Below are 15,781 nucleotides of genomic sequence, written 5' to 3'. Positions count from 1 at the left end.
TGGCCATTAGCAGATAATGGTCACCTGTGTTGGCTTTATATCAGCTTTTACGATATCGGAAAAAAGCTGCGCATTTATTGTTCATCCGCCAAAGCCCAGTCCACTGCGGCAGTAGCATGGATAGCAGTAGTATCAAATACCGGAACCGGACTGTCAGCCTGCGATACCAGTAGCATAATTTCGGTACAGCCCAGAATAATCGCTTCTGCACCGGCATCAGCCAGACGCTGAATGATTTGCCGGTATTGCTGGCGTGATTCTTCACGGATAACACCCGATACCAGTTCGTTATAAATGATTTTATGTACGATCTGGCAATCTGTATCATTCGGAATCAGCACCTCCAAGCCAAACTTATTGGTAAGCCGCCCCTTATAAAAATGCTGTTTCATGGTAAATTCTGTTCCCAGCAGGCCTACTTTATGGAGTTTTTGGCGACAGATCTGCTGTGCAGTGGCATCGGCAATATGCAGCAGCGGGATGTTTACACTGTTCTGAACCTCTTCGGCCATGCGATGCATGGTATTGGTACAAATCACTATGCATTGGGCACCGCCCTGCTCCAGCTGGCGCGCAGCCGTACACATGCTCTCGGCCAGCTCATCCCAGCGTCCCAGATGCTGCAATGCTTCAATTTCCGCAAAATCCACGGATAACATGATGCTTTGGGCTGAATGTGTGCTGCCCAGACGATAGCGCACCTGTTCATTAATCATACGATAATATTGGGCAGAGCTTTCCCAGCTCATGCCACCCAGTAAACCAATGGTTTTCATGCTATTTTTCCTTATGAGTTAAAAGTTATTTTTTCAGTAGTTCGAGAATCTCTTTTGGCTGCTCAATAATATAATCTGTCGGCCAGCTTGCTGTGTTGTCTTCGGCACCTATATAGCCCCAGTTTGCCAGTACGGTTATCATGCCGGCATTGCGCCCGGCCTGCATATCACGCTCCGCATCACCAATATACAGACAGTTTTCTGGAGCCACGCCTATCTGCTGGCAGGCATACAGCATCGGTTCGGTACTTGGCTTGGGCGCACTGGTGGTATCGCCACTTACCACCACTGCTGGCGCAATACTGCAACCCAGCTTCGGTACCAGACGATCGGTGAATACATGCGGTTTATTGGTGATGATACCCCATGCTATACCCTGCTGAGCCAGTTTTTGTAATACTTCGTCAATACCGCCAAACAGTACAGTCTGCTCGGTAAAGTGCAGTTCATACTCTGCCAAGAAAGCCTGTCTTAAAGCAGCAAACTCCGGATTGTCTGCCTGCATCCCCGTACCAAGCTTAATCAGCCCTGCGGCACCATGGCTGGCAACTGGGCGAATTTCCGCCATACTTTTAGGCGGCAAATGCTGCTTCTCCAGTACGCGATTGAGGGCGGCGCCCAAATCCGGCGCAGTATCGGCAAGCGTACCATCCAAATCAAATAACACTGCTTTAATCATGATTTTCTATCCAGTATATAATCCGTATGTTTTGTATTAATGTGCATGCTGGTGAGCACCCGATGGCATACAGCATAACAGGTTATTGCTGTGCGTATGGGCAGTACTTTCTGTCTGTACAGTTACATGATGGATGTTATGCTGAAGTAGTATTTCTGCCAGTTCATTCACCAGTTTTTCAGCTTCGGTAACCGTTAATGCACCATCGACTACGATATGGCAGGACAAAGCATTCATATTGCTGGTAATCGTCCATGCATGCAAATCATGCACAGCTTCAATTCCGGGCATAGCCAGAATAATGTTGCTTAGTTGTTCCAGTTCGATGGCATCTGGCGTACCTTCCATCAGAATGCGCAGAGTAGTTTTCAAAATCCCAATACCACTGTAGGCAATCAGACAGGCCACCACGATACTGGCAAGCGGATCAGCCCAGCGCCAGCCAAACAGCATCATGAGTATGGCTGCAACGATTGCCCCCACAGAACCCAGTAAATCGCCCAATACATGTAAAAAGGCACCGCGCATGTTGACGTTATGTTCGGTTTCGCTAGTGCGATACATATACCAAGCAATAGCGATATTCACTAGCAAGCCAAGAACACTGATAATCAGCATGCCACGGGTAGCAATATCTGGTGGATTGACAAAACGGCCGATTGCTTCATACACAATCATCACTGCAATCGCAATCAGCGCCATACCATTCACCGCGGCAGCAATAATTTCAAAGCGCTTATAACCAAAGGTCTGACGCTGATTTACCGGACGCTCACTCAGATGAAACGCAATCAAGGATAATGCCAGCGCAAGCGCATCTGAAAACATGTGCCCAGCATCCGACAGCAGAGCCAGACTGTTGGTTAAGTAACCGCCAATAATTTCCACCACCATATATGCACCGATAACCAGCAGAGAAATGCGTAAAACCTGCTTATCTGCACTGTGTGCACCTATATGGTGATGATGTGCACCATCATGATGGTGTTCATGTGTATGGTTATGTTCGTGCATAGAAAGCCTTTTTTTAATCGCCCAATATCGGCGCAGGTTAAATTCTGCCATATGGTCAAAATCAAACCTATTTGCGCCTGTGGTTTGCAAGCGGAGAATCCCAGAACCTGTTACTAAGACAAAAATTCTTGCAAGACAAGATAATAAATACCTAGCTTTATTTGATAATAGCAGAAAAAAAAAGACAATCGACCGCTGTTTCAATAAAGTTCTTCGCCAAGAAACATTTATGGCAGACAAACGGTAAAAAGCATACAGTTTTCTGCACATCCTGCCAGCTACCAATAGCTATATCCTTAAATTAAATTTATTTTGATAACAAAATTTTATATATGAATTTCGTTACAATATTTCACATTTACGGGTAAAATATCGTTTCCCTTTATTGATGCAATTAACCTTGGCATGGCAGTATCGGATTAAGGGTATTACAGCCAATTCAGATTAACTGAAAAGAATACAGATTCAGCTGCGTAAAACCAGAGCAAACCCTTACTCTGTCTGAATATGCGGGTTTGGATTCATAATGTGTGAATATTAATTCTTAGCGTATAAATAGCACCCGGATAACATCACTATTCGATTACAATCCTGTTATGAATACAGCAGGCGCATAGCTTACTCACTAGCAGTCTGCCCATACGCATAAACATTAATTAACTGATTTTAATAAACTTTTCTACTTAGTCTTGTTTGGCATGGTTTAACAATCACTATCTTTTGACTGTTTATCTGCTTCATGTTTAGCTTTATTTCCATCGAATTCGGCCTGTCATTTATCGCCTTTTTCTGCCTGTACTGGCTTTTGAGTGCCAAACCGCAGCTACAAAATCTGCTTTTACTGTGTACTAGCTATCTCATTGTTTATCTGAGCGGCAAAGCACAGGCACTGACTACCTTACTGGTATTCACCGTATTCATTTACGCCATTTCCATCCGGATTAATCACGGCAGCAAGCCGAAAATATGGCTGATAACAGGATGTGCCATTACCCTGCTGAATCTGATATTGTGGAAATATTTCGATTTTTTCCGTACCCCGGTGGGCAACAGCCTAGATACATTCGGACTGAATTCCGACTGGCTGGCGAGCATTATATTACCGCTGGGCATATCCTATTATTCATTTCAGGCAATCAGCTATCTGGTTTCCCTGTATCAGTCGCGCAGCAAAGGGCAACCGGAGAGCAGGCATCTTTCCCTGCCCGCTCTGGCTCTGCATCTGGCATTTTTTCCTACCATTACAGCCGGCCCGATTGCACGTGCCTATGATGCACGCGGGCTAACAGATATATCCGGCAAGCCCTGCGGCATGGTAACGCAAATCCACACTCAGCAATGCCGCCGGATTCTGGCGCCCACTGTGGCACTGTCTCTGATAGTCATGGCACTGATGAAAAACTGGTGGTTATCAGGCTGGATTGCCGACAACTGGGTTGATCCGGTATTTGCCAATCCGATGCAGTATCAGAGTCTGGAGATACTGGCGGCCATTTACGGCTATACCGTACAGCTTTTTTTCAATTTTTCTGGATATAGTGATTTGATGGTGGCCATAGGGCTGCTGCTAGGGTTTCGTCTGCCAGTAAATTTCCGCGCGCCGCTACTGGCTCATAATATCCGTGAATTCTGGCTGCGCTGGCACATCAGCCTGTCCACCTGGATACGCGACTATATTTATATTCCACTCGGCGGTAGCCGGCACGGTACGACACGTACTCAGCTCAATCTGCTGGTTGCCATGGCTTTATCCGGCATCTGGCATGGCAATGGCTGGCATTTTCTCATTTGGGGACTCTTACACGGCGCCGGCATGATATTGCTCAATCTGGGCGACTTACTGCACTCGCGCCTGCGTCACTGCACGCTGGAGCAGGCACGCAACGGCCTGAGCAAAAGCGGCAAGGCTGGCAAAATCATCAGTATTGTGCTTACGGTACATTTTGTGTGCTTCTGTTTTGTTTTTTTCCGTGCGCCAACCCTTAATGATGCCTTACTCCTGTTACACGCGCTGCTATACAACCATATTAATGTGCCGCTGAGCACCAATCCATTTTACTTTTTTAGCCTGTTGTTACTGGCATGGATACTGTATCCATTGCTGGCAAAATTCATCACCCTGTTATATGAGCGTGCTGATACCTTACCTCGCTACAGCCTGATCCTCCCTTTATTGCTGTTGCTGGTTCTGGTATTAATCTGCGCGCCGGCTGGTATCCCGGGATTTATCTATGCCAACTTCTAAATACCGTCGTCTGCCTTCTTATCAAAACCACAACCAGCAAAGAAAATACAGCCAGTTTGAGTACATGCCTGTGGTTAGCCTGAAAACAGTCACCACCTTGCCTATGGTAGTAGTCAGTGAAGAACCGAAAACTGAAGTTCAGGTAGACAAAAGCAACAAGCAGCAATTTCGCTTTGTTTTTCTTGCTTTAGTGATTACTGCCAGTGTTTCCTTATGGCTGATGCAAGATTCGGTAGCGGCTTATTATCAGCAGACTTATCATCAGAACAGTATTTTATCAAAACTGAAACAGCAGCGTTGGTGGCAAAGCGGCGCACAGGCAGGCATGATGCTTAATGATGGTATCGACTGGCTTAATCAGAATATTGCCACAGCTAACCACAATATTATTACTGCTTTTAATAAGCATTATGCTTACGCTGAAAGTGACTGGGCCAGAATACAGCAACAGGCACAACTGGCCGAACAACAACGCCAACTGGCTCTACAAAAAGCAGCCAGAGAAAACAGTATTAAGGCAGCTTTTACCCTCACGCCTACCGATGAAGTATTTTTTGCCGGTGATTCACTGATGCAAGGTGTGGCACCACATGTGCAGAAATGGCTGAGTGAAGATTATGGTATTAAAACCATTAATCTGAGCAAGCAAAGTACCGGGCTTAGCTACCCCAGCTTTTTTAACTGGCCGCAAACCATTGCCCATACTCTGGATACGCATCCGCATATCAAAATACTGGTAATATTTCTCGGCCCGAATGACCCGTGGGATATTCCCGACCCGCGTAACGGCAGCCGTTTCATCAGCTTTGCATCTGCACAATGGGAAAGTATGTACCGCAGCCGGATTAAAACCATTATGGATACAGCCCGGCAGCATCAGGTAACTGTTTTATGGCTTACGCCACCGGATATGCGTCGCAATAAGCTTAACGAACAAATGGCCTACCTGCGCGAGCTCACGGCCGATGAAGTAAGCAAAAATCACGGCTATATAATTGATACCCGGGCTATGCTCGGTAGCAATGGTAATGGATTCAATGATACAGTTACTGAAGCTGATGGAAAGAAAATTAAAACCCGTAGTGCGGATGGTATTCATTTCACAATATCAGGACAGAAAATCATTGCCAGAAACATTTTTAACCGCTTTAACCTACCGGTACAGCCTGTTGAAAACGATACATCAAATGTACACTAAAAAACATTTTGCCATTCTGGGCTGCTGTCTTTGGATAATGGCCTGCTCAGCCGATCCTGCTCCGGTTCAATCTGGCCACAATCGTGCCCCTTTATCTTCTCAGGCTAACCATACTGCACAACTGGCTCAGGCTTTACAGAATAAAAGCATCAGCATTGTGCAACTGGGCGATTCTCACACCGCAGCAGATTACCTCACCAACGCCGCACGTGTGCGTCTGCAACAGCAATTGGGCAATGGTGGCCCCGGCTGGGCAATGCCCACTCAGTTTCCCGGTATGCGGCTGGCGCGCTTTACCTATCAGAATCAGGGCTGGCAAGCCGTATCCAGCCGTACGGAAACCAGCCAGAACTACGCCCTTGGTGGCCTGATTGCTACCCCTTCTGTCGGTGCGGTGATGACCATCAAAACCCGTGAACCCGAAGCAGAGCAAACGGTTATTGTCAGTATCCGACAGGGACAGAACGATGAAGATTTAACAGTTACCGACAGTAACGGCCAGCAGATTTTGCTTTCTGCACAGCCTAAAGATAATCAGTGGCATTTCAGCCAGTTTAATGCGCGTTTTCCAATTACGATTAAAGCAGGCATGAATTTTCAGACTGCTATCGGCGGCTGGTGGGCACGAAATCAAAACCGGCAGGGAGTAGTGCTTTCTGCACTGGGAATTAATGGTTTTCAGCTCAATCAGTGGAACCGCTGGAATACAGAGGCATGGCAGCAGGAGCTGAATGTGATTGCGCCAGACCTGATTATTCTGGCCTTTGGCACAAATGAAGCCTATAACGGTATAGAAATCGAAACAGTTAAGCAGAATCTGCTTGAGACAATTACCCAGATTCGCATTGCTTCACCCAATAGCGCCATTATGCTTCTGGGCGCGCCGGAAAGCCTGAAAAGTACTGCCGGTTCCTGTGGCGTACGCCCGGAAAAACTAACTGAATTACAGACAATGCAAAAAGAAGTGGCTCAAAGCCAGCATATTCTCTACTGGGACTGGCAGGCAGTTATGGGTGGCAAGTGCAGTATGAAATCATGGATAAATCAGGGACTAGCGCGCGGTGATGGCGTTCACTTTACTGCCAGTGGTTATCAGCGCCTTGGTCAGGCACTGGCAGACACTATTCTGTCACTGCGACAGTAGCATTAATCCTGTTTTAAGCCAATAACACCAGTTCCGGCTGATACAGCCAGAACTGGTGAATTTTTTAGCGAACCTGTTTAACGTTTGGCCAATTCCTGCTGGTGCAAAAATGGCAGAATCTGCGGACGTACCGGCTGAGCAAAATTATTGGCTACCGCCTTACTCCAGTTCAGATCAAGCCCGCTGCGCTCACGGTAATACAGCGTAAGCTGTTCATCATAAGCGGCCAGTTTAGCCGGATCAAGCGGGCGATAGCGGTTTTCGCTCACCAATGTATCCAGCGGCAAGCGCGGACGATACATCGGGTCTTGTGCCGGATGCCCCAGACACAGTCCAAACAGGGGGAAGGTTAACTGGGGCAATTCCAGAATTTCGGCTGCCCGTTTCACATCATTGCGCAGAGAGCCAATATACACCCCGCCCAATCCAAGCGATTCAGCAGCCAACAGACAGTTTTGCGCCATAATGCCCGCATCAACAGCCCCGATAATCATGCCTTCAGTCCAGTCTAGCTGCGCTTCAGGAAAAGCAAGCTTGTGTCTGGTGTAATCCACACAAAATACCCAGAATTCGGCTGCGGTGCGCACATATTTCTGATTAGCGGCAACTTCACACAAAGCTGCACGCTTTTCCATATCCGTTACGCGAATAATGTGCGTACTTTGCATAAAACTGGATGAAGAAGCTGCACGTCCTGCTTCCCAAATGGCTTCACGCTGCTCATCCGTTAACGCTTCCTCGGTAAATTTACGAATGGAGCGGTGACGGTAAATAGTGGGCAAAGTAGCCGCACTGCTTAAATTGGAGTGGTAACTCATCATAATTCCTAAAGTTATTTCAGCGCGCCAAACGCAACGCCAGTTCTGCCAGTCGTTTGCCCTGAGCAAATGCCAGTGCATCTTCTGCATCACTTAGTTTGGGGCAATTTTCGTTTCCTGCAACATGACTGGCACCATAAGGGGTGCCGCCGCTTTGTGTCTGATTCAGCTGCGGTTCACTAAACGGGATACCACACAGCAGCATACCGTGATGCAATAATGGTGTCATCATGCTTAAAAGTGTACTTTCCTGGCCGCCATGCAAACTGGTGCTACTGGTAAATACACAGGCTGGCTTGCCAATCAGGCTACCGGCCAGCCACAGGCTGCTGGTGCTGTCGAGAAAATATTTAACAGGCGCAGCGCAATTACCAAAGCGGGTTGGGCTACCCAGTGCCAGCGCGGCACAGTTTTGCAGCTCCTCCAGCATAACATAGGGCGCACCCTCATCTGGAATTTCCGCAGCAGTTGCTTCACACACAGCCGAGACTTTGGGCACAGTCCGCAACAGCGCTTCACAGCCAGCCACGCTGTCTACTCCGCGAGCCAGCGCCAATGCCAGATTGCGCGTATTGCCAGACAAACTGTAATACACCACCAGAATGGGTAAATCTGCCATAAACCGCTCCTTGAACAGTGTTTGAATGCCATTATTGTGCCGTAACTGTCATAGCTTGACCAGTCAGCACGGAAATTCTGCACTGTATGCGCTTTTTGGTTACAATCAACTAGCCACTTGTCAGGAGTAGCCATGGATATACATTCATTTAAAAGCAAATATTTACAGCAGCGCCTGCCGCAGTTTTTACTGTTTATCGGACAAAATTATCAACGCTGTAATTTGCCCCTGATTGCCGCCAGCCTGACTTTCACCACCTTGCTGGCATTGGTACCGTTTTTTACCATTACCGTGATTGTGGTAAACGCCTTTCCCATGTTCGCGGATATGGCCACACGCTTTAACCAGTTTCTGACTCACATTATTGTGCCGGCAGCCGGTGCTGATTCAGTCAGCGATTATCTGTATGCCTTTCGCGATAAAGCCAGCGGCCTCACCGCAGTAGGCATCAGCTTTATGATTATCACTTCATTGATGCTGATTCAGACCATAGAACATGCGTTCAATCAAATCTGGCAGGCACGCGACCAGCGCCCGCTATGGATTCGAATCCTGATTTACTGGGCATTACTCACTCTTGGGCCGGTAGTACTGGGCATGAGTCTTTCAGCCATTGGTTTATTGTCCAATCCGGCCAATATGGCCAGCCAGATTCCGTTTTACAGCACACTTTTTGGCATTGTTACCAATCTGGCACTGATTACCCTGTTGCTGTTTCTGATATACAAACTGGTGCCATTCTGCTTTGTTCACTGGCATCATGCTTTACTGGGTGCCATCATCACAGCAGTCGGGCTGGATTTACTGCGGCGTGGATTTGCCATTTTCGTAACTGATTTTGGCAATTACCAGAAAGTGTACGGTGCCTTTGCTGCCATACCGGTGTTTTTAATCTGGCTAAATTTATTATGGCTTTTATTACTCGCCGGTGCCGTACTCACTTCTTCACTACCCTACTGGCATCAGGAAAGATTTCGCTATCTGCATCAGTGTCAGCCATTTGAAAACGCACTGGATATGCTATACCAGCTATTACAGGCTCAGCAACAGGGACAGGCTGTCAAATCCGGTCAGCTTCAGCAACAGCTCAGTATCAGCGATAAACATCTAGACCAGATACTTACCCAGCTCGAACAACAACATTATATTGCTCACAGCAGCAATGGCTGGCTATTGCAAACAGATCCAGACAAAATCATGCTGGCCGATTTGTATAAACTATTTATTTATCAGCCAAACCACAATTCAGCAATAAGCAGTTCCATTCAGTCACTGCTGCAACCGTGTTTACAGCAACTGGATATCAGTCTGTGTGAATGGGCAAAACAGTTGCCACAGCAGCTTTCAGGCCAGCAGTCACAAAATGAAGCATAAAAATAATCTGCCACTGGCATTTTCAGGTAAATAGTTTTACATTTACCGGTTTTAGCGTTGCACTTTCAGCAAAATAACAACCATGACTATGTTTACCCACTCAGCAGTGTTACTCCGGCACCTCAGGCAGAAAATAGCCAGCAAACCCAAACTCTGGTGTAGCATTGCCGTAGCCATCACATTGCTACTGTGCATAGCTGTTGTGCTTATTTCCAGCCGCAAACATACTCCAGAGCGCTATCAGGCAAAACACATCACCCTGAAAATAGCACCGGTAACCATCAAAACTCATGCTGTGAACCTGAATTTCTGGCGTGATGAAATTGTTCAGCCGGGCGACAACATCAGCATGGTACTGAGCCGCTTTAGCATCCGCCCCGAAGAAATCGAGCAAATAACCAATCTTAAAATTATCAAAAATAAAGTACAGCATTTACAGGTTAATCAGGTATTCAGCATACGCATGGATAATAATGGTCACCTCACCGATATCCAGTTTTTTAATGACGACGACAATGGTGAAAAAAATCTGGTGGCACTGAAAAAAGCTGGCAATAGCTGGCATGCCGATGTGAGTGCGGTTGATACCGAAACTCTGCCAACATTCAAGGCTGTAGTCGTAAAAACCTCCGCCCGCGGCGCACTGGCACAGGCAAGCATACCCGTGGAAATCCGCGAATCACTGCGTGAAATTTTCAAAGATAAAATAGACATCAACACCTTGCAAAGCGGTGATACCATCCGCCTGATTTACGACAGCCTCTATTATCGTGGGCAGGAACTAGCTACCGGCGATATCCGTGCCGCCGAATTCAACCATAATGGCAATCTATATCAGGCCTATTATTACGATACCGGCAATGATGGCAATGGCCAGTATTATGATGCCAACGGCAAACCGCTGCGCAAAGGCTTTACCAGTGTACCGGTTGAAGGTGCGCGAATCTCCTCACCATTCGGCACCCGTTTTCATCCGATACTGCAAACACTGCGCATGCACAGCGGCATTGATTATGCTGTCGCCAGCGGCACCCCCATCCATGCACCGTCTGATGGTACCGTTGAAAGTTTTGGCATCAAAGGTGGTTATGGCAATACAGTCGTATTACGCCACAACGACAGCATGCAAACCCTGTACGGACACATGAGTGCCTTTGCCAACCTCAGTATCGGCCAGCATGTGCGGGCAGGAACAATTATTGGTTATGTGGGCAGCACCGGTGTTTCTACCGGCCCGCACCTGCATTACGAAGTGCGGATTAACGGCCAGCCGGTAAACCCAACCAGCGTCGCCCTGCCCACCCGTACACTGAATGCTCGCGAACTGGCCGATTTCAGGCAGAAACAGCGCCACTGGAATGAGCAGCTAGCCAGCATCCGCAACCTCAGGGTAAGCATTGCACAACTGGATTAATCACTGTATCCAGTCTGGAATTCACCACATTTTACGCATACAATAACCGTTTTGCTGTTACAGAATTCATCATGAAAATCGCTACATGGAATGTCAACTCACTGAATGTGCGCCTGCCCCACACCCTGCGCTGGCTGGAAGAGAACCAGCCGGATATTCTGGCCTTGCAGGAGCTAAAACTTGAGCAGGACAAATTTCCAGAGGCCGAATTTACCCGGATTGGTTATCATGCAGCATGGAATGGTCAGAAAACTTACAATGGCGTTGCCATACTTAGCCGTCAGCCTCTTGAGCAGGTTACCATCGATATTCCTGAGCTGAATGAACCGCAAAAGCGCATTATTGCCGCCAGCATCAACGACATCAGGGTTATCTGTGCCTATTGCGTAAACGGTGAAGCAGTAGGCAGTGAAAAATTTGCCTATAAAGAGCGCTGGTTTGCCGCGCTAAATGCCTATATGCGTCGTGAACTGGCACAGCATCCCAAAACCATCCTGCTGGGTGATTTCAATATTGCTCCGCAGGATATAGATGTTTACGATCCAGAAAAATGGCAGGACAAAGTACTATGCTCGCCACAGGAGCGCAGCTGGTTTCAGCAACTGCTGCAACTGGGCTTGACCGACAGCCTGCATTATCTGTATCCCGACAGCGCCCACTACACCTGGTGGGATTACCGCATGAACATGTTCAAACGCAAGCTCGGGTTACGCATTGACCATATCCTGCTGAGTCAGCCATTATTACCGGCATTACGTGAAGTACAGGTTGATAGCGCCGCCCGTGGCTGGGAACGCCCCAGTGACCATGCGCCGGTTATGGCTACACTCGCCTGATGAACAGCATGCAATCCTGCCAATACTATATTGGCCTTATGTCTGGTACCAGCATGGACGGCATCGACGCAGTACTGGCCAAGCTCACAGGTACCCAATGGCAGGGCGTCTGTGCGCATGCATTCATTCCCTATTCCGAAAATCTGAAACAAAAGTTACTGGCGCTGCAAACACCAGCGCACAATGAGCTGGCACAGGCAGCCGTACTGGCACAGGAACTGGCATACCTCAACGCACAGGCAGTAAGTGCCGTACTCACTGAAGCCGATATAGAGGTTCAGGCGATAACGGCGCTTGGCTGCCACGGCCAGACCATACGCCATGCACCTGAGCAACACTACAGTATTCAGCTAATGGACTGGGCATTACTGGCCGAGCTCACCGGCATCACTACTGTAGGCGATTTTCGCAGTCGCGATCTGGCCGCAGGTGGTCAGGGCGCGCCATTAGTACCAGCTTTTCATCAGGCCGTTTTTGCCAGTGAACAGCATAGTCGTGTGGTATTGAATCTGGGTGGCATTGCCAACATCAGCGTGTTGCAACCTCAGAAGCCTGCTTTCGGTTTCGATACCGGACCAGCCAACATGCTTATGGACGCATGGGTACAACATCACTGGCAGCAGGAATTTGATTACAACGGTACACTGGCCAGTCAGGGACAAATCATTGAGCCACTATTGCAAGCCATGCTCGGCCATGACTACTTCAGCCAGCCCTACCCCAAAAGTACCGGCCGCGATTTATTCAGCCTCGACTGGCTCAACCAATATCTCACCGGACAGGAAAACCCTGCTGATGTTCTGCGTACCTTGCTCGAGCTTACTGCACAAACTGCGATAAACGCCATCATCAATGCCGCACCCGCCACCAATAACGTCTATGTCTGCGGCGGCGGAAGCCAAAACCGACTCTTAATGCATACACTGGCACAACTGCTTGAACAGCACCAGATTTCCCTACACAGTACCGATAATTTACAAATACCAGCACAACTGGTTGAAGCCGCTGCCTTTGCCTGGCTAGCGGCATGCTGGTATCAACGTCAGCCCGTGGCCACCCATCATGCTACCGGTGCTGTCGGTGCGCGCATTCTCGGTTGCGGCTACTGGGCTTAACTATCCGCAAAAAACCGTTAAATCCTGTTATCAATATCAGCTATAATCGCCAACAGACCTTATAATAACCGGTTAATTTCAGATAAGAATACCGAATTCAATCGCAAGATTTATGGCCACCACACGAAAAAAATCCGTCCCCCGTAAACAGCCGTCACAAAAAGTAAAATCACAGAATGTGCAGGCGCAGAAAGTTAGTAAACCGAAACAGCCGTGGTTAATGAACCTGATTAACGATATTTTCTGGCTGCTGGCATTGATGATTACCTTGTTTACCATTCTGTCATTAATCAGCTTCAATATGGCAGATCCGGCTTGGTCACGCGGCATCGTCCAAATTAACAAACCCCATAATTTGGCCGGCTTAACTGGAGCTTGGTTATCTGATATTGGCTACTACATTTGCGGACTATCCGTTTGGTGGAGCATTATCGCCGCTATCATGGCTCTCTATCGGAGTTTTCGCCCTCTAAACGCTCGCTCACTCAATACCAGCGATGACAGTACGCCCTATAACAGCTGGCTGGCCTTAACCGGTTTATTTATCCTGCTCGTTTTCAGTCCTGCTCTGGAAAATCTGGTGTTTGCCAACATGCTACAGGATGCCTTGCCTATTGGTGCTGGCGGTGTGATCGGGCAATTACTCGGCAGGCTGCTACAGCAATTTTTCGGCCTTACCGGTGGATTAATTATCAGTATTTTCATGATGCTGATTGGCGTGTCACTGTTATTACAGGTATCGTGGCTAACAGTAATCGAAAAACTTGGCGCCCAGTGTGAATGGTTCTGGTGCAAACTGCTGCGCCGGCCAAGACGTCTGATTACCGAATTTCCTAACAATAAAACCGTAAGGCGCATGGTCAAACAGGCCAAAACCATTACCGCCCAAAATATCGATACGCCTGTGCTTGCTACCAGCAATCGCAAAACTGTAGCCGTGCGTACTGAACCCACAATAGCACAAAACATAACCGAATCGACACCAGAGCCCAGCCAGCCAGCTGCAACAAGTGAAAATGGCCTTATCCATTTACCGGATGTTGAATTACTGAGTAAGCCAACCAGCCAGCCAGCCGTCGTCAACAGTGAACTTCTGCAACAAACTGCCGCACATATCGAATCCAGATTAAAAGAATTCGGCGTTCAAGTAGAAGTTACCAGCGCTACCACAGGCCCCGTCATCACCCGCTATGAAATCGAACCGGCACAAGGCGTCAAGGGTAGCCAGATAGTTAATCTCAACAAAGACTTGGCACGCTCACTGTCCGTCCAGAGCGTACGCGTTGTCGAAACCATCGCCGGCAAAACCACCATGGGAATTGAGCTGCCCAATGATGAACGCCAAAACGTTCTGCTAACAGAAATTCTTGGCGCAAAAATTTTCCATGATGCTGCCGATAAATTAACCATGGCCATGGGTAAAGACATTGCCGGCGCACCCGTTATCGCCAGTCTGGCAAAAATGCCGCATTTACTGGTTGCCGGCACCACCGGCTCCGGCAAATCAGTCGGCGTCAACTGCATGATTCTGTCGATTTTATACAAAGCGCAGCCAGATGAAGTACGCTTCATCATGGTAGACCCGAAAATGCTCGAATTAAGCGTATACGACGGCATTCCGCACCTGCTGGCACCAGTAGTTACCGACATGAAAGAAGCTGCACAGGCACTTAATTGGTGCGTTACCGAAATGGAAAAACGCTACCGGCTCTTGGCACACGTGGGTGTACGCAACATCACTGGCTTCAACGACAAAGTAGCAGCGGCCAAAGCTGCTTCCACCCCGCTGGTCAACCCGTTCAGTAACAATCCTGATGAACCGGAGCCGCTGGATAAACTGCCTTACATTGTAGTAGTCATTGACGAACTGGCCGACCTGATGATGGTTGAAGGCAAAAAAGTAGAACAGCAGATTGCCCGTCTGGCACAAAAAGCCCGCGCTGCTGGCATTCACCTGATACTGGCTACCCAGCGCCCCAGCGTCGACGTCATTACCGGCCTGATTAAAGCCAACATCCCCACCCGGCTTTCCTTTCAGGTATCCAGCAAAATCGATAGCCGCACCATTCTCGACCAGATGGGTGCAGAAAACCTGCTTGGCAAAGGTGATATGCTGTTTTTACCGCCCGGTCAGGCTGAACCAACCCGCCTGCATGGCGCATTTGTGTCTGACGAAGAAGTACACGCCGTTGTTAATTTCATCAAACAGCAAGCACCCACTCAGTACGTGGAAGGTTTACTGTCTGGCGAAGCCGCCCAAACCAACGTCAATCAAGTTAACCCAAATGCCAACAGCGACGAATTATTTGATCAGGCAGTGGCTTTCGTACTCGAAACACGCAAAACTTCTATTTCCTCATTACAACGTCATCTACGCATTGGCTACAATCGTGCCGCCAACCTGATGGAAGCACTCGAAGCTGCTGGCATTGTCTCTGCTGCCGAACTGGGCGGTAACCGGCGGATTCTGGCACAAAAAGACAATCTGTAGTCCATTCGGAAGCAGTCCATATAATAAAGCCGCAATAAACACACCTTTATTGCGGCTT

Annotated in this window: 13 protein-coding genes; 8 read left to right on the top strand and 5 right to left on the bottom strand. The window is 48.1% G+C overall.

Annotated elements, in window-relative coordinates:
- Positions 1-74 precede the first annotated feature (74 nt).
- Genes BGI33_RS11470 through BGI33_RS11460 form a run of 3 tightly spaced genes read right to left on the bottom strand, consistent with a single transcriptional unit; the run spans position 75 to position 2,469 of the window.
- Entirely contained in the window at positions 75-776 is a 702-nt protein-coding gene (locus BGI33_RS11470) for an aspartate/glutamate racemase family protein (RefSeq protein ID WP_100091320.1), read from the bottom strand.
- Positions 777-801: 25 nt separating this feature from the next.
- Complete coding sequence (locus BGI33_RS11465) at positions 802-1,455, bottom strand: HAD family hydrolase (protein WP_100091319.1); 654 nt, start codon at positions 1,453-1,455, stop codon at positions 802-804.
- Positions 1,456-1,491: 36 nt separating this feature from the next.
- Complete coding sequence (locus BGI33_RS11460) at positions 1,492-2,469, bottom strand: cation diffusion facilitator family transporter (protein ID WP_100091318.1); 978 nt, start codon at positions 2,467-2,469, stop codon at positions 1,492-1,494.
- 739 nt (positions 2,470-3,208) lie between these two features.
- Here BGI33_RS11460 and BGI33_RS11455 point away from each other — a divergent pair.
- Genes BGI33_RS11455 through BGI33_RS11445 form a run of 3 tightly spaced genes read left to right on the top strand, consistent with a single transcriptional unit; the run spans position 3,209 to position 7,056 of the window.
- A complete protein-coding gene (locus BGI33_RS11455) occupies positions 3,209-4,714 on the top strand; it encodes an MBOAT family O-acyltransferase (RefSeq protein WP_100091317.1) in 1,506 nt (501 codons plus the stop codon).
- A complete protein-coding gene (locus BGI33_RS11450; protein WP_100091316.1) occupies positions 4,701-5,912 on the top strand; it encodes an SGNH/GDSL hydrolase family protein in 1,212 nt (403 codons plus the stop codon). The genes BGI33_RS11455 and BGI33_RS11450 overlap by 14 nt, the downstream gene beginning before the upstream one ends.
- Complete coding sequence (locus tag BGI33_RS11445) at positions 5,902-7,056, top strand: GDSL-type esterase/lipase family protein (RefSeq protein ID WP_180297090.1); 1,155 nt, start codon at positions 5,902-5,904, stop codon at positions 7,054-7,056. The genes BGI33_RS11450 and BGI33_RS11445 overlap by 11 nt, the downstream gene beginning before the upstream one ends.
- Before the next feature lie 77 nt (positions 7,057-7,133).
- On the opposite strand, the gene nfsA is transcribed toward BGI33_RS11445, so the two are convergent.
- Both nfsA and wrbA read right to left on the bottom strand, forming a co-directional pair.
- The gene (gene nfsA, locus BGI33_RS11440; protein ID WP_100091314.1) at positions 7,134-7,874 is read right to left on the bottom strand and encodes an oxygen-insensitive NADPH nitroreductase; all 741 of its coding nucleotides are present in this window, start codon (positions 7,872-7,874) and stop codon (positions 7,134-7,136) included.
- A 19-nt stretch (positions 7,875-7,893) separates the two neighbouring features.
- Complete coding sequence (gene wrbA, locus BGI33_RS11435) at positions 7,894-8,493, bottom strand: NAD(P)H:quinone oxidoreductase (protein WP_100091313.1); 600 nt, start codon at positions 8,491-8,493, stop codon at positions 7,894-7,896.
- 132 nt (positions 8,494-8,625) lie between these two features.
- Here wrbA and BGI33_RS11430 point away from each other — a divergent pair, with 132 nt between their 5' ends.
- The 5 genes from BGI33_RS11430 (at position 8,626) to BGI33_RS11410 (ending at position 15,723) form a co-directional block, all read left to right on the top strand.
- Positions 8,626-9,867 (top strand): YihY family inner membrane protein, encoded by a 1,242-nt coding sequence (locus BGI33_RS11430; protein ID WP_100091312.1) that lies wholly within the window; start codon positions 8,626-8,628, stop codon positions 9,865-9,867.
- An 82-nt stretch (positions 9,868-9,949) separates the two neighbouring features.
- Positions 9,950-11,281, top strand: coding sequence for a M23 family metallopeptidase (locus BGI33_RS11425; RefSeq protein WP_257379470.1), 1,332 nt, complete (start codon positions 9,950-9,952; stop codon positions 11,279-11,281).
- 71 nt (positions 11,282-11,352) lie between these two features.
- Positions 11,353-12,117 carry an exodeoxyribonuclease III gene (gene xth, locus BGI33_RS11420; protein ID WP_100091311.1) on the top strand — a complete coding sequence of 255 codons (765 nt, stop codon included), beginning with the start codon at positions 11,353-11,355 and terminating at the stop codon, positions 12,115-12,117.
- An 8-nt stretch (positions 12,118-12,125) separates the two neighbouring features.
- On the top strand, positions 12,126-13,232 hold the full coding sequence (locus tag BGI33_RS11415; protein WP_100091375.1) for an anhydro-N-acetylmuramic acid kinase: 1,107 nt from the start codon (positions 12,126-12,128) through the stop codon (positions 13,230-13,232).
- 112 nt (positions 13,233-13,344) lie between these two features.
- Positions 13,345-15,723 carry a DNA translocase FtsK gene (locus BGI33_RS11410; RefSeq protein ID WP_100091310.1) on the top strand — a complete coding sequence of 793 codons (2,379 nt, stop codon included), beginning with the start codon at positions 13,345-13,347 and terminating at the stop codon, positions 15,721-15,723.
- Positions 15,724-15,781 lie beyond the last annotated feature (58 nt).

The organism is Snodgrassella alvi, assembly GCF_002777425.1.
GTDB lineage: Bacteria > Pseudomonadota > Gammaproteobacteria > Burkholderiales > Neisseriaceae > Snodgrassella > Snodgrassella alvi_B.
Note: the sequence above shows the minus strand (reverse complement) of the source record. Positions and strands in the feature narration are given on the sequence as shown.